This is a genomic window from Haloarcula argentinensis DSM 12282 (assembly GCA_000336895.1).
Classification (GTDB): domain Archaea; phylum Halobacteriota; class Halobacteria; order Halobacteriales; family Haloarculaceae; genus Haloarcula; species Haloarcula argentinensis.
In genome coordinates this window covers 1-15,167 of record AOLX01000027.1, presented here as the reverse complement: position 1 = coordinate 15,167, position 15,167 = coordinate 1, and the positions used below count along the sequence as shown (strand labels likewise).

The 15,167-nt window shown below is 60.7% G+C and carries 24 protein-coding genes; 1 reads left to right on the top strand and 23 read right to left on the bottom strand.

The window, feature by feature from the left end; translation table 11 throughout:
- Window positions 1-94: 94 nt before the first annotated feature.
- Window positions 95-1,351, bottom strand: a complete 1,257-nt coding sequence (locus C443_RS20875) for a glycosyltransferase family 4 protein (protein WP_080505493.1) — start codon at window positions 1,349-1,351, stop codon at window positions 95-97.
- Window positions 1,352-1,416: 65 nt separating this feature from the next.
- On the bottom strand, window positions 1,417-2,352 hold the full coding sequence (locus C443_RS17880) for a UDP-glucuronic acid decarboxylase family protein (RefSeq protein WP_005538135.1): 936 nt from the start codon (window positions 2,350-2,352) through the stop codon (window positions 1,417-1,419).
- Between the two features lie 198 nt (window positions 2,353-2,550).
- Between C443_RS17880 and C443_RS20870 the strand changes: the two genes are divergently transcribed.
- Window positions 2,551-3,609, top strand: coding sequence for a glycosyltransferase family 4 protein (locus C443_RS20870; RefSeq protein ID WP_080505492.1), 1,059 nt, complete (start codon window positions 2,551-2,553; stop codon window positions 3,607-3,609).
- Between the two features lie 507 nt (window positions 3,610-4,116).
- On the opposite strand, the gene secY is transcribed toward C443_RS20870, so the two are convergent.
- From secY to C443_RS17770, 21 genes are all read right to left on the bottom strand, one after another.
- Window positions 4,117-5,580, bottom strand: a complete 1,464-nt coding sequence (gene secY / locus C443_RS17870; protein WP_005538133.1) for a preprotein translocase subunit SecY — start codon at window positions 5,578-5,580, stop codon at window positions 4,117-4,119.
- A gap of 6 nt (window positions 5,581-5,586) precedes the next feature.
- Window positions 5,587-6,084, bottom strand: a complete 498-nt coding sequence (locus C443_RS17865; RefSeq protein ID WP_005538132.1) for an uL15m family ribosomal protein — start codon at window positions 6,082-6,084, stop codon at window positions 5,587-5,589.
- Window positions 6,084-6,548: a 50S ribosomal protein L30 gene (rpmD, locus tag C443_RS17860; RefSeq protein ID WP_005538131.1), complete on the bottom strand. Its 465-nt coding sequence runs from the start codon at window positions 6,546-6,548 to the stop codon at window positions 6,084-6,086. Before rpmD ends, C443_RS17865 begins: the two co-directional genes overlap by 1 nt.
- Complete coding sequence (locus C443_RS17855; protein WP_004957374.1) at window positions 6,548-7,186, bottom strand: 30S ribosomal protein S5; 639 nt, start codon at window positions 7,184-7,186, stop codon at window positions 6,548-6,550. Before C443_RS17855 ends, rpmD begins: the two co-directional genes overlap by 1 nt.
- On the bottom strand, window positions 7,183-7,746 hold the full coding sequence (locus tag C443_RS17850) for a 50S ribosomal protein L18 (protein ID WP_049944128.1): 564 nt from the start codon (window positions 7,744-7,746) through the stop codon (window positions 7,183-7,185). The genes C443_RS17855 and C443_RS17850 overlap by 4 nt, the downstream gene beginning before the upstream one ends.
- Complete coding sequence (locus tag C443_RS17845; protein WP_004516953.1) at window positions 7,746-8,195, bottom strand: 50S ribosomal protein L19e; 450 nt, start codon at window positions 8,193-8,195, stop codon at window positions 7,746-7,748. The genes C443_RS17850 and C443_RS17845 overlap by 1 nt, the downstream gene beginning before the upstream one ends.
- Window positions 8,195-8,917 (bottom strand): 50S ribosomal protein L32e, encoded by a 723-nt coding sequence (locus C443_RS17840; RefSeq protein WP_005538129.1) that lies wholly within the window; start codon window positions 8,915-8,917, stop codon window positions 8,195-8,197. Before C443_RS17840 ends, C443_RS17845 begins: the two co-directional genes overlap by 1 nt.
- A complete protein-coding gene (locus C443_RS17835) occupies window positions 8,917-9,453 on the bottom strand; it encodes a 50S ribosomal protein L6 (protein ID WP_004591564.1) in 537 nt (178 codons plus the stop codon). The genes C443_RS17840 and C443_RS17835 overlap by 1 nt, the downstream gene beginning before the upstream one ends.
- 2 nt (window positions 9,454-9,455) lie before the next feature.
- Window positions 9,456-9,848, bottom strand: a complete 393-nt coding sequence (locus C443_RS17830; RefSeq protein WP_004516956.1) for a 30S ribosomal protein S8 — start codon at window positions 9,846-9,848, stop codon at window positions 9,456-9,458.
- Window positions 9,849-9,850: 2 nt separating this feature from the next.
- Window positions 9,851-10,036, bottom strand: a complete 186-nt coding sequence (locus C443_RS17825; protein ID WP_004591563.1) for a 30S ribosomal protein S14 — start codon at window positions 10,034-10,036, stop codon at window positions 9,851-9,853.
- Window positions 10,033-10,566, bottom strand: a complete 534-nt coding sequence (locus C443_RS17820; RefSeq protein ID WP_004591562.1) for a 50S ribosomal protein L5 — start codon at window positions 10,564-10,566, stop codon at window positions 10,033-10,035. Before C443_RS17820 ends, C443_RS17825 begins: the two co-directional genes overlap by 4 nt.
- Complete coding sequence (locus tag C443_RS17815) at window positions 10,563-11,267, bottom strand: 30S ribosomal protein S4e (protein WP_005538128.1); 705 nt, start codon at window positions 11,265-11,267, stop codon at window positions 10,563-10,565. Before C443_RS17815 ends, C443_RS17820 begins: the two co-directional genes overlap by 4 nt.
- On the bottom strand, window positions 11,264-11,626 hold the full coding sequence (gene rplX / locus C443_RS17810) for a 50S ribosomal protein L24 (RefSeq protein WP_005538127.1): 363 nt from the start codon (window positions 11,624-11,626) through the stop codon (window positions 11,264-11,266). The genes C443_RS17815 and rplX overlap by 4 nt, the downstream gene beginning before the upstream one ends.
- A 4-nt stretch (window positions 11,627-11,630) precedes the next feature.
- On the bottom strand, window positions 11,631-12,029 hold the full coding sequence (locus C443_RS17805; RefSeq protein WP_004516961.1) for a 50S ribosomal protein L14: 399 nt from the start codon (window positions 12,027-12,029) through the stop codon (window positions 11,631-11,633).
- Window positions 12,029-12,367 carry a 30S ribosomal protein S17 gene (locus C443_RS17800; protein ID WP_004591559.1) on the bottom strand — a complete coding sequence of 113 codons (339 nt, stop codon included), beginning with the start codon at window positions 12,365-12,367 and terminating at the stop codon, window positions 12,029-12,031. The genes C443_RS17805 and C443_RS17800 overlap by 1 nt, the downstream gene beginning before the upstream one ends.
- Window positions 12,358-12,642 (bottom strand): ribonuclease P protein component 1, encoded by a 285-nt coding sequence (locus C443_RS17795; RefSeq protein WP_005538124.1) that lies wholly within the window; start codon window positions 12,640-12,642, stop codon window positions 12,358-12,360. The genes C443_RS17800 and C443_RS17795 overlap by 10 nt, the downstream gene beginning before the upstream one ends.
- Complete coding sequence (rpmC, locus tag C443_RS17790) at window positions 12,642-12,857, bottom strand: 50S ribosomal protein L29 (protein ID WP_004516964.1); 216 nt, start codon at window positions 12,855-12,857, stop codon at window positions 12,642-12,644. The genes C443_RS17795 and rpmC overlap by 1 nt, the downstream gene beginning before the upstream one ends.
- Entirely contained in the window at window positions 12,854-13,771 is a 918-nt protein-coding gene (locus tag C443_RS17785) for a 30S ribosomal protein S3 (protein WP_005538122.1), read from the bottom strand. Before C443_RS17785 ends, rpmC begins: the two co-directional genes overlap by 4 nt.
- Complete coding sequence (locus tag C443_RS17780; protein WP_005538121.1) at window positions 13,771-14,238, bottom strand: 50S ribosomal protein L22; 468 nt, start codon at window positions 14,236-14,238, stop codon at window positions 13,771-13,773. Before C443_RS17780 ends, C443_RS17785 begins: the two co-directional genes overlap by 1 nt.
- A 2-nt stretch (window positions 14,239-14,240) precedes the next feature.
- Window positions 14,241-14,663: a 30S ribosomal protein S19 gene (locus C443_RS17775; RefSeq protein WP_004516967.1), complete on the bottom strand. Its 423-nt coding sequence runs from the start codon at window positions 14,661-14,663 to the stop codon at window positions 14,241-14,243.
- On the bottom strand, window positions 14,660-15,167 hold a 508-nt coding region (locus tag C443_RS17770), incomplete at its 5' end, for a 50S ribosomal protein L2 (RefSeq protein WP_005538120.1). The genes C443_RS17775 and C443_RS17770, both read right to left, overlap by 4 nt.

Below are 15,167 nucleotides of genomic sequence, written 5' to 3'. Positions count from 1 at the left end.
AGTCGCCAGCGAAAGCACGGTCACCGACGATATTCCAGTGCTAACCCTTTCGTTGGCAGCCCAGTGGAGTTACTGACATCCACGTAGGGTAGCACTAATCGGGTCTGTAACCAAAAAATGATAGATACTTGCTAGTGGTTTTCTTGATAGTAAACGACTTACTGACATGCTGTTGAGCATGATGACCCAACTCTTGGCGTCGTTCAGTATGTTGGACAAGGGTGTCAATCCGGTTAGCAAACTTACGTGTTGCGAATGGATTGACAATATACCCGGTGTGGTCGTCTTCCACAACCTCTGGCGGACCGCCGAAGCAAGTGGTGATTGGAGGTGTTCCGGCAGCCATCGCCTCTAAATTCTGGAGATTAAACGGCTCAAGAAAAATACTTGGCGTTGCCACGGCTGTCGCAGCGGCCATTGCACTTGGCATTAGATCTTCTTCCACCCATCCGGTCTCTCTGATCGTAATTTGAGTGTTTTTATTTCTCAATTCTTTAGCATATTTTTTATTATTTCCAGTGAGGATTAATGTGGGTTGGGTTTCCGAATAAGCGATAGCGTTGGCTAATTGAGTACCACCCTTAAGATCTGAGGCACGGCCGCCAAAAAGGATGAACGGCTGGTCACCTATACCGTAATTATCTCGAAACTGGCTTCCATCGGCCTTCAGATATGCTTGTTGATCAACACCGTTATGAATGACATCGTCAACTGGCCGACCGTTTACGCGGAGCGCGCGCCCGAGTTCGTGACTAACCGCGATACAGTGATCCACATAGTTGGACAAATACCACTTATTTACTCGATTTCTAATCGGATTGTACTGGAATTTCGCTCGGCGCACCTGGTGGAGCACTGAGGGGCGGTATGCATAATTAGGGAGACAGCCATCGTTATCGGGGTCATTATCGACGAAATGCGTAATCTTCCCGTATGCGAAGCTCATACCATCGTGATAGGTGAGGGTGACATCGTCTGCATAGGTGCTGGCGGCTCGGAGTGCATCATATGACAGGAACTCATGGACGTTGTGTGCGTGGACGGCATCAACTGTATGCTGAGAGAACCACTGGTGTATTGAGGGACTCGTCCAAGGGTTGTAGAGAGCATGGTATGCACGAAGTTGCTGGTAAGGAGTGCGAGGAAAGCAGTAGACGGTGATGCCGTTTCGGCTCTCCACGTCGGGGGATGTCGCAGTGAAAGCGTCTGGCCGCTCCGTCTCAGAACTGGTTGTTAAGATGCTGACGGTGTGTCCGCGATCATGGTATTGCTCTGCGAGTCTCGCGGCCATCGTTCCAGCTCCAGCGGCCCCATATTCTGGATATCGGTCGGAGAGAACGGCAATATGCATACTGGACAGATTCGGGAAGACGACTAAGGAATTACGCTCTACCGAGACTACACGGGATTCAGAAGTTATTTCGACTCAAATGAGGAGATGGTCTGGCGAAGCCCTTCGTTAAGCGACACATTCGGTTCCCAGTCAAGCAGTTCCTTTGCCTTCGAGATATCAGGGCGTCGCCGCTCAGGGTCATCCTCGGGCAGTGAGTCGAATGTAAGGTCACTGTCCGTATCACAGAGTTCCAGTATACGGTCGGCCAAGGTCCGAATCGTGATCTCGTTTTCTCTTCCTATGTTGACTACTTCGCCGTCAATATCTGGCTGGTCCATCAAAGCCCTGAGACCGCTCACCATGTCTGTTACGTAACAGAAACTCCGGGTCTGTGTGCCATCGCCATAAATGGTGAGGTCCTCCCCATCGAGAGCCTGCCTGACGAATGTGGGGACGACTCGACCGTCATCGGCTCGCATCCGAGGGCCGTATGTATTGAAGATTCGTGCGGTCCGAACATCAATGTCATACCGCTCCTCGTAGGCGACGGTCAGCGTCTCACCGAAACGCTTCGACTCGTCATAACAGCCGCGTGGACCTCTTATATTGACATTTCCGGAGTAGCTCTCAGGCTGAGGATGGACCTCCGGGTTGCCGTATACTTCACTTGTACTTGCATACACCATCCGAGCGTCGTGCTTGACCGCGTAGTCGAGTAGATTGCGTGTCCCTTCAGTGTTCGTCAGCGCGATCTGTACTGGAAACTCAGTGAAGTCAGTCGGTGAAGCACGCGACGCAAGGTGGTATACGCGGTCAGCGGCGGGTAGGCCTAGCGGCTCGCGGATATCGGCCTCAATAAGCATGAACCGCGGATGGTCCTCGAGGTGTGCGATGTTCTCGCGGCGTCCACTGCCAAAGTTATCGATGCAGATGACCTCGCGTCCGTCTTCGACTAGTGCCGTACAGAGGTGACTTCCGAGAAAGCCGCCACCGCCAGCTACCAGCGTTGTCAGCGTCATTAGTTGAACCAAGGACGGCGGCAAATGGTGAATCTTTTCGTTGTGTCTTCGCTCGGCCGATCCGGCAAGCGACACCAACGATTCTCGTGCTGCCGTCAGTAAATCGCACTCCCCGACATAAGATACTATCCAATGCGATATCCGCGGCATGGAACGGCAACAGGTATTTGGGTATATCACTAACTGGTTCCATACAGCATGGATCGCCTTCTTGTTATGACGCCGACCATATCCCCTGACACCGGCTGGGGGCGGTACTCCAAAGCGGTCGTCGCAGGGCTTCGTGATCACTACGAAGTTGACGTCCGAACCGATCTCCCTGATCCACTACCGTTGCGGTCATCGCCTGTTTCTGTTCTCCGGGCGGCTCGACGTATCCGCCGTGCGATTGATGACGTAGACGCCGTCTTCTCACTGGTTGCCTACCCATACTCGTTGATCGCGTATCTCGCTACCCGTTGCAGTGATGTGCCGTACTTTGTTTCATGTCATGGCACATACGCAGTTGAGCCGCTCCACTCGAAGCATAGGCTCCCGGCACGCTTGGCGTTGTCTCAGGCAGCCGCGGCGTTCTGCGTTTCGACGTTTACCGCTGACTGCATTCGGTCAGCTACGGCGCTTCAGAACCTCGTCACAGTCCCTAACGGCGTGACTCCAGTAGATGATCCCCCGACGCCGTTTTCGATTGACCACCGTGTCTTACTGACTGTTGGAGCGTTCAAGCCCCGGAAAGGTCAGCATCTCTCTGCTGAAGCGTTTGTACGTATTGCCGACGAAGAACCAGACGTTGACTATCATCTGGTCGGGAGTGGATCAGACACCGAGTACGCAGACGGCGTTCGAAACATCGTCCGTGAGAACGGGCTGAGTGATCGTGTTCATTTTGAGGGAAAGGTTTCGGATGATGTGCTTGAGCGGTGGTATGCGACCGCCGAAGCGTTCGTTTTGACACCCCAATACATCAACCATCATTTCGAAGGCTTTGGACTCGTCTATCTTGAAGCAAATCGCCACGGAGTCCCAGTTGTTGGAACGTTCGGCACTGGTGCTGAAGACGCAATTGCGGATGGTGTCTCAGGCAAGTGCACTCGTCCCAACCCAGACGCTGTCGCGTCAGGTCTTCGTGAGGTTCTTCAGAGCAGCCAGCAGTTCTCAGAGGGAGCACAGCGTTGGGCCGGTTCGCATACGTGGACTCGTACCGTTGAAACAATGGTGTCAGTTATCGATCGCCACCTCGCCGACGGATTTACACAGTGAGCGACTGCTTACAAGATATTTTCAAGAGGTGTGCATACTGTATAGGTGTCCTGAGAGTGGATAGCACGTATTATTTTAGACGGTAGTGGTTTAGCATAACAATCTCTGTCAAGATGCACACCCCGTTGAATGGTAATAACAGGACAAGCGCTTCTTGCAGCATCGGGCATTGCTGGTGTATATTCTGCGCGTCCTCAGTCAGTCGGATCTGTAGAGACAGTGGCGAATAGGAGAGTACTCCTCGAGTTCGTGGAACACGAATAATAGCCGTTGTGCTCCGGAATACTAGCAGAGAGGTGACGATTGCTGAAAATAGCAGTTGACGCTAGCAGCTTGAGGATGGGTGTGATGGGCTGAAGTGAAGTTGAGGTACGACGGGGAAGATCAAATACGTCCACTCCATCTACCTTGAGAAAGAGCGCCTGAAGCGTCGTCACTAGTCGATCTTATACGAATCGGGTGACCACTTGCTCAGAATAAAGCGAATAGGACAGGTTATCTGCTGGCCTATCCAAACATCTGGCGCATCATCGGGTGCATCTCCATGAGCTGCTCTTCGGCGATCTCCTCGTACAGCTTGTACGTAATAGAGACCGTCAGCAGCAGCCCGGTACCGGAGACGCCACCAATGGTACCCAGCATGTTGGCCATCACTGCGAGCAGCCCAACGAGTGCGCCGCCGATGACGGTCACTTGCGGGATATACCGCTCAAGGACCTTCTCGATGACGCCGACGTTCTGTCGGAAGCCGGGGATTTGCATCCCGGAGTTGTGGATCTGCTTGGCCGTTGCCTCCGGACCCATGTCGGTGGTTTCGACCCAGAACACGGCGAAGACTGCGCCACCGATCAGCATGACGAACAGGTCGATTCCGACGCGGGTCAGGATCTGCCAGACTGGTTGGGTGGTGCCTTCGAGCCACCACATCCAGTCGCCACGGCTCTGAACTGGGGCGAGGAAGTAGAACAGGCCGCCGGTGGGCTGACCGTTCGAATACGTCCCGAGGAACGCCGGCATCGAGCCCAGCTGAGCGTCGAGAATCCGGCCCAGGAACTGGATGTTCGCCTGCAACGCCCGAACGAGGATCATCGGCAGGACGCTCGCGTAGATGAGCTTGACCGGGAACCGGCCACGGGCACCTTTCACGCGGGCGTTCGACAGCGGGATCTCGACACGAACGGATTCGGCGTAGACGACCACTGCGAAGATGAGGACCGTCGTGAACAGCCCCAGCAGTTCGCCTTGGAGCAGCACGGTTTGGAGGCCATCAGCAGCCAGCACTGGCCCGGTGCCGCGCTGGCCGGTGATGAACAGGTACCAGGTGTAGATGATCCCTTCTCTGTTGCCGATAAACGGCGTCGTCAGGACGCCGCCGATGAGCCGTTGGCTCACGCCGGCGACAATGAACAGGCCGATACCGGAGCCAACGCCCCACTTGGAGATGACCTCGTCCATGAACAGGATGAGGACACCGCCGACGAACATCTGGCCGAAGATGAGCCACTGGACACCGGTCGTGCCGATACCCAGGGAACTTGCGACCGCCGTGTCAGCCGGGAGGAAGCCGCCGGCAAACACCATCGGGAGCCCGGTGAGACAGATCATTACGAGCACCAGCAGCTTCTGGAGCCCCTGATAGAGGATCTGGTCACGTGGGTCGTCTTGGGTGTTCAGCCCGAGCAAGTCCGCCCCACCGAGGAGCTGCAACACGATGGACGCCGTGACGATCGGACCGATACCCAGTTGCAAGATGCTCCCCTGGCCGGAGGCCAGAATCGACGAGAAGCGCCCGAACACCTGTTGGCTGGCGTCGAGGTCCAGCCCGAACAGCTTCACGTTCGTCAGGAAGAAATACAGCAGGAGTACGCCCCCTGTCCACGTGAGCTTGCGCTTGAACGGGACGTGTCCTTCCGGCCGCTGGACTGCGGGCATCCGGACAAGCAGTGGTTCGGCGGTGTCCTTCCAGCTCATCGTTCGTTATTCCTCGTCCGCGTCCGCGTCGTCGGTTTCTTCGGCCTCGGCCTGGCGCTCCTCGCCGAGGTCGGTCAGTTCGACGCTCCCGCCTGCGGCTTCGACCTTCTCGCGAGCGCCCTCGGAGAAGTCGTCGGCGATGAGCGTGAGTTCGTGGCGAACCTGGCCGGCACCGAGTACCTTCACGTAGTCGGCGTCGTCGGCCTCTTCGACCACATCACGGACATCGACGCGGAAGCCACCGTCTTCGACTTCGGCGACGTCATCGGCAGCCAGCAGCGTGACGTTCTCGTCGATCTCGCGAACGTCGATGGTTGCGGCCTCTTCCTGCACCTTCTGCGGGCGCTTGAAGCCGCTCTTGCCGAGCGGTTCGTGGTTGTGGAACTCGTGCTTGTCACGGCCTGCGGCACCGCGACCACCGCGGTGGCCGGCACCACGTCGGTTCTTGTGCGAGCCGCCGCCGTGCGTGCGCGAGCCGCGCTGTCGTTTCTTTTTACTCGTCATTATCGCATCGCCTCCAGGAGTTCGTCGATTCCCTCGGTGTCGTGTTTGCCGAGCTGGCCGCCCTCCTTGACGGGGTGTTTGACGCCGTCGTGGCCGCCGCGTGGCGGGTGCAGACGGAGCGTCGGGGACAGGCCCTGCTCGCGCAGCGTCGTCTCCTCAGAGAGGAGCGCGAACGCGAGCCCGGAGATGTCGTCGTAGTCCGTGTTCTCGGCGATCCACTCGTCGTCCACGTCGGCGTCACCCTCAAGCGGCTCGGCGCGCGTGGCCAGAACTGTCTCCAGCGTCTCCTGGCTCGGCTCACCGAAGGCGACGAAGTCGTTGACCTTCGTCACCATGCCGCGGTAGGCGTCCGTCTCGGGGACGAGCGTGCAGTGGTTCACGTGGTGGATGTTGAGCATCTCCAGCGTGTCCTGGATGTCGGTGTGCATGTTGACTTCGCCACGGAGCTGGACGAGTGCGTGCATCACTCGATCACCTCTCGTTTCTCGAAGGTTCGTTCGGGGACGCGCGCCTCGGCCGTGTTCTGCAGGGCGTTGAACGTCGCCTTTGCGAAGTTGACCGTGGTGCGCGTGTTCCCGCTACTGCGTGTCCAGATGTCTTCGATACCGGCGAGTTCGAGCACCTTGCGGACGGTCTCTCCGCCTGCGAGGCCCAGCCCACGCGGGGCCGGCTGCAGCTCGACCTCGACGCTCCCGGCCTTGCCCTCGGTGCGCAGCGCGACCGTGTGCGGACGGCCACAGCCACACTCCCAGGACCCGCAGCCGCGGGAGACGTCGATGATGTTCAGCTTCGCGATGTCGATGGCTTTCTGGATGGCACCGCCGACCTGATCGTCACGCCCTTCGGCGTAGCCGATGAGGCCGTCGCGGTTGCCAACGGCGACCACGCAGCGGAACTTCACGCGGCGGCCGGAGTCTGTCATCCGCTGGACCATGTTGATGTCCAGCACTTCGTCTTCCAGGTCGGGAACGAGCTGGTCGACGACTTCCGATTCTTTCAGCGGGAGTCCGGAGTTCAGCGCCTCCTGCATGGAGTCGATTTCGCCCTCGACAACCTGCTTGCCGAGGCGTGTCCGTGGCTCCCATCCGTTGTTAGCACTCATAGTTCGATGTCACCGTCCAGTAGGGTCTCTCGGAGCTCGTCGAAGTGCTCCGGGAGGTCTGCAGCGTCGAAGTCGCCGCTGTACAGCGGCTCGTCGAGCTGCTCGTCGTACTCGGCGATGTGGGCACCGCGCGTGCGCTGCCAGTCGGCGAGTACGTCGTCGTTGTGCGGAATGTCCAGGCCGGCGTCGATTGCGCCTTCCTGTATTGCGAATACTTTGCTTCCGGGGGTCGGGCTGTTGAGTCCGATGTCGAGCACTGCCTCCTCGATGCCCGCTTCCTGCGCGCGAAGCCCAGCGAGCAGACCGGTGAGGTAGGCCGAGGGCATGTTGCCCGTCGGGGCCTCCCAGCCGTACTCGGCGAGGTCGCTCGAGTGAGCGGACGCGAGAGTATCGTCACCGTTGGGGCCAAGCGTCACCAGCTGCGCCCTGACGTGTTTATTGCTCTTTCGAGCAACGAGACGTGGCTTACCGGATTTCAACAGGCGCAACCGCTGATGGTAATCGGTTCTGGCCTCGCGGCGTCGCCGCATCGGTACTTTGTATCGTGGTCCTGTCGCCATTATGCGTCACCGTGGTTTGCGTCGATGTAACGTTCGAGATCGGCAACGCTGTCGAACTCGCCACCGCCGGCCTTGTCGTACAGGTCGCGGTACTGCGAACTCGAAAGCGTTCCCTCGTCACGCAACTCGCGCAGCTTCGTCCGCTGTGCGCGGATGCGTGACTCCCAGTCCTCCTTGGAGTTCTGCCGTGCGCCTGCCTTGCCCTTCCGGGAACCGGCTCCCTTCTGGTGGCCGTACGCACGCTTCTTCTGGCGCTCCCGGGCGCGTCCACGGGAGTTGCCTTTCTTGTCTTTCGCCTGAATGGCGCCCTCATCGACTAGTTCGCGAACGTCCTCGCGGGTGATCGCGTCGGCGATGTCGCCCTGTCGCTCGGGGTTGAACCAGACGCGGTTCTTCCCGACGTCGAGGACATCAGCCGCGAGTCGCTTCTGTGCAGAGAGATCAGTCATCACTCACTCACCTCGACTTCGACGTAGGTGGGGTTGAGCACGCGGATGCCCGCGTCCTCGGCCTCCTCTTCGATTCGCTCGCGCTTGCGAGCGCCGACCTTCGAGGCGATCCGCACGGCCTCGGTGTCGCCGTCGACGCCTTCGAGGTCGTCCACGTTGTGCACGCGAACCTCCTCGAAGCCGGATGGGTGCTTGCCGCGCACCGCAGTCGGCGAGCGGAAGCCCGCCTGGACTGTGTCGCCCTTGCCCTTGATGCCGCGGCGCTGCTTCGAGAGCTGGCCGCGGGGCTTGCGCCACGAGGTCGAGACGCGCTTTTTCTTGTGGTGGTCCTGGCGGTTGAACTGCGGCTTGCCGACCCGGTGTCGCTGGGTCAGTAGCCGCGCTTCCTCGTCGGAGAGGTCCGGCGTCTTCTCGGTGAGCCCGCGGGCCTGGAGTTCTGTCTCCACGTCCTCGTCGGGCGCTTCCTCGCCGCCTTCCTCTTCGACTTCGGCTTCGGTCTCGGACTCGACTTCGAGTCCGCCGACGTCGGCCTTGATTCGGGCCGCCAGCGCGTTCCCGATGCCGCTGACATCGGCGAGCGCGGACTGATCGGCACCGCGAACGTCCTCGACCGATTCGAAGCCGGCCTCGCGGAGCGACTCCGCCTTGGACGGACCGACGCCGCTGATGTCGGTCAGTTCAGTGTACTCTTCCTCTGGCACGTCTTCTTCGTTGTCCGCCATTAGGCGTCACCTCGGTTCGGTTTGCGGGTGATGTACACCCCGTCCTGGAACACGCGCACGTCCTTGTCGTTGATGCGCGTGAGCTGCTCGATGTCGGCAGCGGTCTGGCCGACGGCTTCGATGTCGGGACCGCTGATGGTCAGCTCCTCGCCGTCGATCTCGACGTCCGTGTCGCCGTGGATCGTCGTGCGGCGGGGGGCCTTCTCGCCCAGGAAGTTCTCGATGACGACTTCGTCACCCTCGACGTCGACCTGCATTGGGAAGTGAGAGTAAAAGACCTCCATACCGTACTCCCAGCCCTCGGTCACGCCGTGGAACATGTTCTCGATGTGGCTCTGGAAGGTACCGATCGTCGACATCGTCTTGGCGTTGTCCTCATCGGATTCGATGACGACTGTGTCGCCGTCGACGGACACGTCGATGTCAGGGTACCAGAGCCGACGCGTGACGCTGCCGTTGTCCCCCTCGACAGTGATGTCGAGATGGTCCTGCTCGGCGTCCACGTCCTCCGGAATCTCCAGTTCTACTCGTGGCATTGTTAGTATACGTACGCGATGACTTGGCCACCGACGCCCTGCTCACGAGCCTCGTAGTGGCTCATGATGCCGTGGCTGGTCGTAACGACGAGAGTCCCGTAGTCACGGGCGGGGAGGAACCGCTTCTCCCACTTCTCGAACTCGTCTGCGCCCGCAGAGTAGCGGGGCTTGACCGGGCCACACTCGTTGATGGCTCCTTTCAGTTCAACTTCGAACTCGCCGGCTTTGCCGTCGTCGACGAAACTGAATCCGTCGATGTACCCGCGGTCGTAGAAGACCTCGAGGACGCTGCCGATCTCGTTCGAAGCTGGCGATACTGTCTGCTCTAGGTGCCCGACGCTTTCGGCGTTGTTAAGCGCCGACAGTGCGTTGGCAAATGGGTCGTTCCCTGTCATTGTTAGCTGTACTTCCTGAAGCCCATGCCCCGCGAGATCTCGCGGAAGCACTGGCGGCACAGCCAGATGTCGTACTTGCCGACGAGTCCCTGTTCGCGACCGCAGCGCTGACAGGACTCGAGCTGGCCAGTTCGCTCACTGGATGCCGTCTCGGAATCGGGCTCGTCTGTGGTTTCACTTTCGCTCATTCGCTCACCTCCACGTCGTAGGTCGACTCGATGAAGGCGACGGCGTCCGCCGGGTTGAGTCGATGCTTCGTCGGAATCGAGCGCGACGCCTTGTCGCGCTTGGCGACGCGGTAGCCGGGACGGACGAGGTTGACCGTCACGTCCAGCCCGTAGATTCCGATGCTCGGGTCGTACTCCTGACTCGGGAACTCGGTGTGTTCCTCGACGCCGAAGCTGAAGTTGCCGGTGTCGTCGAACTGACTCGTCGCCAGTTCGGCGAGCGGCAGCGCCGTCTGAAGGAACTCTTCGGCCATCTCGTCGCGGAGGGTGACCTTCGCACCGATGGGGTCGCCCTCGCGGATGTCGAACTCGCCGACAGTCCGCTTGGCCTTCGTTCGCACCGGCGTCTGCCCGGTGATCTCCCCGAGGATGTCCTCTGCGTTGGCGAGGTCGCGGCCACCGTGGCCGATACCCATGTGGACGACGACCTTCTCGATGCGCGGTTCGCGCATCTCGTGGAAGTCGCCGCCGGACTCACTCTCGGAGCTCATTCGTCATCACCCGTGAAGTTCTCGTCGATGACGACGACGTACTCTTCGACTGTCTCGAAGCCTTCGCCCTCGTCCTGCGAGACGATCACGTTGTTCTGGGCCGACCCCGGCGTCACCTGAATCTCCTCGACTTCGCCGACTTCGCCCGCGTGGGCACCGTCGACGGCAGTGACGAGCGCGCCCTCTTCGTACTCGAAGTGGGCGACGACTTCGCCGTCCTCGTTGCCGACGACGATGGAGTCGCCAGCGTCGTAGGTCTGGTCGTCCTCGACGATGAGCGTCTCACCGTCGTGGAGGCCCAGCTGGACATCGCCACCGGAAACGTGCGTCTTGGTGACGATCTTGCCGAGCTTGGATTCGGCCGCGTCCGGGTCGATTGCGGTCAGCGCCAGCCGACCACCCTCGCCGGGGAACACGCGGTAGTACTCCTCGCGCTCGGTGAAGGCCAGGATGTCGAACATCCCGACGGGGCGTTCCTCGTCGGAAATGGCCTTCCCGTTGATGAGGACGTTGTCCTCGTTGAGGGCGTAGCGGGCTTCTTTGCGGTTGTCGGCGTAGCCGAGCACGTCCCGAAGGACGATGAGCAGGGGAACCCCATCCTCACCGTGCGGGCCGGCGCCGGCTTTCACCGTAAACGTCGCAGTCTTGCGCTCTACGGGCCAACTGTTCGGCACCGAGAGTCGCTTCTGGTGGTTACTCATGCGGAATCATCCTCCGATTCGAGACGCGCCTCGCGCTTCTCGTCTTCGAGGTCTAGGTCCGTCACGCGGACGTTCGAGGTGTCCAGCGGTCGCGGGACTTCCTCACCGTCCGTCTTTTCGAGCGTGACGTCTTCGACGTGGATGACAGCCTTGTCGAGGTCCACGTTGATGACTTCGCCTTCGTCGCCGGCGAAGTCGCCACGGAGCACCTCGACGGTGTCACCAGCGTTGACGCGGACGTTGCGCTGGCCGTACTCCTCGCGGAGGTCGGCGCTCAGCGTCGCCCGGACCTGCTTGTGCCGCTCGTGAAGCGGGGCACGTCGTTGACTCTTGCGTTGTTTGTCTGGTTGCTTGCTCATGGTTCTATACGATCATCGTCGCTGCTGATGCCACACTGCCGAATCGCTGTGCGACTTCCCGTGCGATGGGACCTTTCAGCTCGGTCCCGCGCGGGTCCTCGTTCTCGTCGACGATGACGGCCGCGTTGTCTTCGAACTTGACGCGGGTGCCGTCGGGTCGACGGATCGGCTTTCGCTGGCGGACGACGACGGCTTCGAGCACCTGGCGACGCATTTCGGGCGTCCCCTTGGTGACCGAGACCGTGATCTTGTCGCCCAGCCCAGCTTTGGGGTGGCGGTTCTTCGTTCCCGAGTAGCCGTGGACGGAAATGACCTTGAGTTCGCGCGCTCCCGTGTTGTCCGCACACGTGATGAGCGAGCCCTTCTCCAGGCCTTGCGTGACGTCAGCACCGAGTGCTTCCATCAGGCATCACCGTCCTGTTCATCGGCGACCACGCCAACGACGACGTGGCTTTTCGTTTTCGAGAGCGGTCGACACTCTGCTATCGTGACCGTGTCACCGACCGCGAGGTCGAGACAGTCGGGTGCGTGAGCCGGAACGCGGCTCCGCCGCTTCATGAAGCGGTCGTATTTCGGCACCTTCACGTCGTACTCGCGCTCGACGACAACGGTCTTCTCCATGTCAGTGGAGGCTACCTCGCCGTTCAGTGTCTGTCCGCGCACGGAGAGCTCTCCGTGGAACGGGCAGTTCTGATCGGCACAGGTCTCCTCCGGTTCCTGTACGTTCAGTCCTAGCGCCATAGTGAATCTCCTGTGTTCTCTGTGCGACGAGCGGGACGCGCGACGAGTCGGTCGCCGTCGACGAGAACCGTCTCGGTCGACAGGTCGAACGCGAACGTCGCGCTGTCCTTCGGCACGTGCCACACCCGGTCGGCTCCCTCGAGTGTCAGCATCTGTGTCGTCTCCATGACCACAGTTCCGCTGATACCGACGACGTCCGGATTGGACGCCGAGACGACCTCGCAGTCGAGGCCGACGAGTTCGTGTCGTGGGAGCGTCTCGGGTGTCAGTGGCATTATTCGTTCTCCTGCAGGTCGCCTTCTTCGCCCTGAATCGTCTTGATGCGGGCGATGGCCTTCCGCAGCTCCTTGATGCGACCGGGGTTCTCCGGCGCACCACCCGCGGCCTGCACGGCCCGGGCGTTCAGCAGTTCGGTCTTCAGGTCGTCGAGTTCCGCCTCGCGCTCGGCGGGCGTCATGTCCCGAATCTCCTGGACGTGCAGGACGGTCATTCGTCGTCACCCTCCTCGTCGTCCATTTCGTCCATCAGCTCTTCTGCTTCCGCTTCGACGTCCTCGTCGAGTTCCTCGTCGACAGCGTCTTCGAGTTCGTCGACATCGACGTCCTCGACATCGTCGTCAGTCGGGACTTCGACGTCTTCCTCGACGATCTCCTCGTCGACGAACTCCTCGTCGGTCTCGGAGTCGTCGTCGGCCCCGGTGGCCACGTCTTCGTCGAGTTCTTCGGCCGTCTCGCTGTCTTCGGGCTCGCCTTCGAGGAGTTCTTCGACGGACTCGCCGTCGGTGTCGGCCACGTAATCCTCGACGTCGACATCCTCGTAGATCTCGAAGTCGTCGGGGAGCTCCGCGTCCGGCGGGATGATCTTGACTCGGACCCCAATGGTACCGAGCTTCATCACGGCGACGCCGACGCCGCTGTCGACGATCTCCTCCGCGGGTTCGCCGTTGTGCTTGACGTAGCCGCGGTTGAACTTCTCCACGCGTGAGCGTGCACCTGTGACCTTTCCGGAGAGGACGATCTCTGCGCCGAGTGCGCCCGACTCCATGATGCGGTCGATGGTGGTGTGGCCCGCTTTGCGGAAGTACCAGCCACGCTCGAGTGCGTTGGCCAGTCGATCCGCGACGATGCGGGCGTTGAGGTCCGGCTCGTCGACTTCCTGCACGTCGACTTGCGGGTCGTCGAGGTTAAATCGGTCCTCGAGTTCCGTCGTGATCTTCCGGATGTTCTTCCCGCCCTTGCCGATGACCATCCCTGGCTTCTCGGCTTTGAGCACGATCTGGGTCCCCATCGGCGTCTTGGCGACGTCCATGCCGCCGTAGCCGGCTCGACCGAGTTCCTCTGCGAAGAACTCGTCGATCTGGGTCCGCTGGAGTCCGTCCTCGATGAACTGTTGTTCGTCGGCCATTAGTCTTCGACCTCCGGCTCTTCGAGGATGAGTTCGACGTCGACCTGCGGGCTGTTCCACGCCGAGGCGCGCCCCATTGCGCGGGGCTTGCGACCCTGCTGCTCGCCGACCTTGTGGGCGGCGACGTGCTTGATCGTCATGGCCTCACCGTCGAAGCCCTGATGGTCGGCGTTGCCGACTGCGTTCTCGAGCAGGTCGAGGAAGGCCTTGCTGGCCTTCTCCGGGTAACGCCCGGCGTCCCAGCCGTCGACCTTGCGTTTGTGGCCAACGCCCGAGTTGTGCTGTTTGAACGGAACGGGCTGGTCGCCCTCGATAACCGCTTCGAGGTAGTCGACAGCCTCGCCGGCCGTTTTGCCCTTGATCTCGCGGGCGATGGCCTTGCTGTGCTTGAAGCTCATCTGCCGCTCCCGGAGCATCGCTTTGGCCGTCGTGTCCGGGTCGGCTTCGACTGAGTAACTGATTCCCATGATTATTTGAGCGGTACGAACTTCGAGGAGCGTGTCGCTCCGATACCGGCCTGACCGTGTTCGACACTACTCCGGGTGAGCTGGAACTCACCGAGGTAGTGGCCGAGCATCTCGGGCTCGACTTTGACACGCTCGAAGTTCTGGCCGTCGTGGACGGCGAAGGTCAGCCCGACCATCTCCGGGACCACCGGCATGTCGCGCAGGTGTGTCCGGATCGGGTCGTTGGCTGTCTCCTCTTCGCCGGCCTCGCGGGCCTTCTCGAGGAGCTTGTGTTTCTCCTCGGTCAGGCCGCGTACGATACTTCGCCGCTGTCGAGCGGGGAGCAGTTCCGCGACTTCCTCGAGCTCCATCTCCTGCAGCTCGTCGAGCGTGTGGCCGCGGAAGGAGAACTCTCCTTCGTGGCCGATTTGATATTCTGAGCTCATTCGTTGCCACCTCGACCTGTTCGCTTCGAGGCGATGTCCCCGACCTTACGGCCAGGCGGGGCGTTCCGCGAGATGGACTTGGGCTTGCCGGGGTGCTGGCGTCCGCCACCACCGAACGGGTGGTCGACGGCGTTCATCGCTACACCGCGGACGTTTGGCCACTTCGTCCCTCGCGCTTTCATCTTGTGATGCTTGTTGCCAGCCTTCACGAACGGCTTGTCAGTTCGGCCGCCACCGGCGACGACGCCGATGGTGGCGCGACACTGCGGGTCAAGCCGCTTCATCTCCCCGGAGGGGAGCTTGACGACCGCGACGTTGCGGTCGTGGGTGAGCAGCTGGGCGTTGACACCCGACGCGCGGGCGAACTTCCCACCGTCACCGGGGCTGGATTCGACGTTGCACACCGGGACCCCCTCTGGGATCTCGGCCAGCGGGAGCGTGTTCCCGGGTGCGATCTCGGCGCTGACGCCGACCTGTAGCTCGTCGCCCACCCCGACGCCTTCC

Bases quoted from the DNA above. Each gene is read 5' to 3' on its own strand.
- C443_RS20870 (WP_080505492.1), top strand. From the start codon at position 2,551: ATGGATCGCCTTCTTGTTATGACGCCGACCATATCCCCTGACACCGGC.
- C443_RS17855 (WP_004957374.1), bottom strand. From the start codon at position 7,186: ATGAGTGCTAACAACGGATGGGAGCCACGGACACGCCTCGGCAAGCAG.
- C443_RS17800 (WP_004591559.1), bottom strand. From the start codon at position 12,367: ATGGCGCTAGGACTGAACGTACAGGAACCGGAGGAGACCTGTGCCGAT.
- C443_RS17830 (WP_004516956.1), bottom strand. From the start codon at position 9,848: ATGACAGGGAACGACCCATTTGCCAACGCACTGTCGGCGCTTAACAAC.
- secY (WP_005538133.1), bottom strand. From the start codon at position 5,580: ATGAGCTGGAAGGACACCGCCGAACCACTGCTTGTCCGGATGCCCGCA.
- C443_RS17795 (WP_005538124.1), bottom strand. From the start codon at position 12,642: ATGCCACTGACACCCGAGACGCTCCCACGACACGAACTCGTCGGCCTC.
- C443_RS17805 (WP_004516961.1), bottom strand. From the start codon at position 12,029: ATGGAAGCACTCGGTGCTGACGTCACGCAAGGCCTGGAGAAGGGCTCG.
- C443_RS17880 (WP_005538135.1), bottom strand. From the start codon at position 2,352: ATGACGCTGACAACGCTGGTAGCTGGCGGTGGCGGCTTTCTCGGAAGT.
- rplX (WP_005538127.1), bottom strand. From the start codon at position 11,626: ATGAGCAAGCAACCAGACAAACAACGCAAGAGTCAACGACGTGCCCCG.
- C443_RS17775 (WP_004516967.1), bottom strand. From the start codon at position 14,663: ATGAGCTCAGAATATCAAATCGGCCACGAAGGAGAGTTCTCCTTCCGC.
- C443_RS17815 (WP_005538128.1), bottom strand. From the start codon at position 11,267: ATGAGTAACCACCAGAAGCGACTCTCGGTGCCGAACAGTTGGCCCGTA.
- C443_RS17850 (WP_049944128.1), bottom strand. From the start codon at position 7,746: ATGGCGACAGGACCACGATACAAAGTACCGATGCGGCGACGCCGCGAG.
- C443_RS17835 (WP_004591564.1), bottom strand. From the start codon at position 9,453: ATGCCACGAGTAGAACTGGAGATTCCGGAGGACGTGGACGCCGAGCAG.
- rpmD (WP_005538131.1), bottom strand. From the start codon at position 6,548: ATGCACGCACTCGTCCAGCTCCGTGGCGAAGTCAACATGCACACCGAC.
- C443_RS17825 (WP_004591563.1), bottom strand. From the start codon at position 10,036: ATGAGCGAAAGTGAAACCACAGACGAGCCCGATTCCGAGACGGCATCC.
- rpmC (WP_004516964.1), bottom strand. From the start codon at position 12,857: ATGACCGTCCTGCACGTCCAGGAGATTCGGGACATGACGCCCGCCGAG.
- C443_RS20875 (WP_080505493.1), bottom strand. From the start codon at position 1,351: ATGCATATTGCCGTTCTCTCCGACCGATATCCAGAATATGGGGCCGCT.
- C443_RS17820 (WP_004591562.1), bottom strand. From the start codon at position 10,566: ATGAGCTCCGAGAGTGAGTCCGGCGGCGACTTCCACGAGATGCGCGAA.
- C443_RS17785 (WP_005538122.1), bottom strand. From the start codon at position 13,771: ATGGCCGACGAACAACAGTTCATCGAGGACGGACTCCAGCGGACCCAG.
- C443_RS17845 (WP_004516953.1), bottom strand. From the start codon at position 8,195: ATGACTGATCTCTCTGCACAGAAGCGACTCGCGGCTGATGTCCTCGAC.
- C443_RS17840 (WP_005538129.1), bottom strand. From the start codon at position 8,917: ATGGCGGACAACGAAGAAGACGTGCCAGAGGAAGAGTACACTGAACTG.
- C443_RS17865 (WP_005538132.1), bottom strand. From the start codon at position 6,084: ATGACGAGTAAAAAGAAACGACAGCGCGGCTCGCGCACGCACGGCGGC.
- C443_RS17780 (WP_005538121.1), bottom strand. From the start codon at position 14,238: ATGGGAATCAGTTACTCAGTCGAAGCCGACCCGGACACGACGGCCAAA.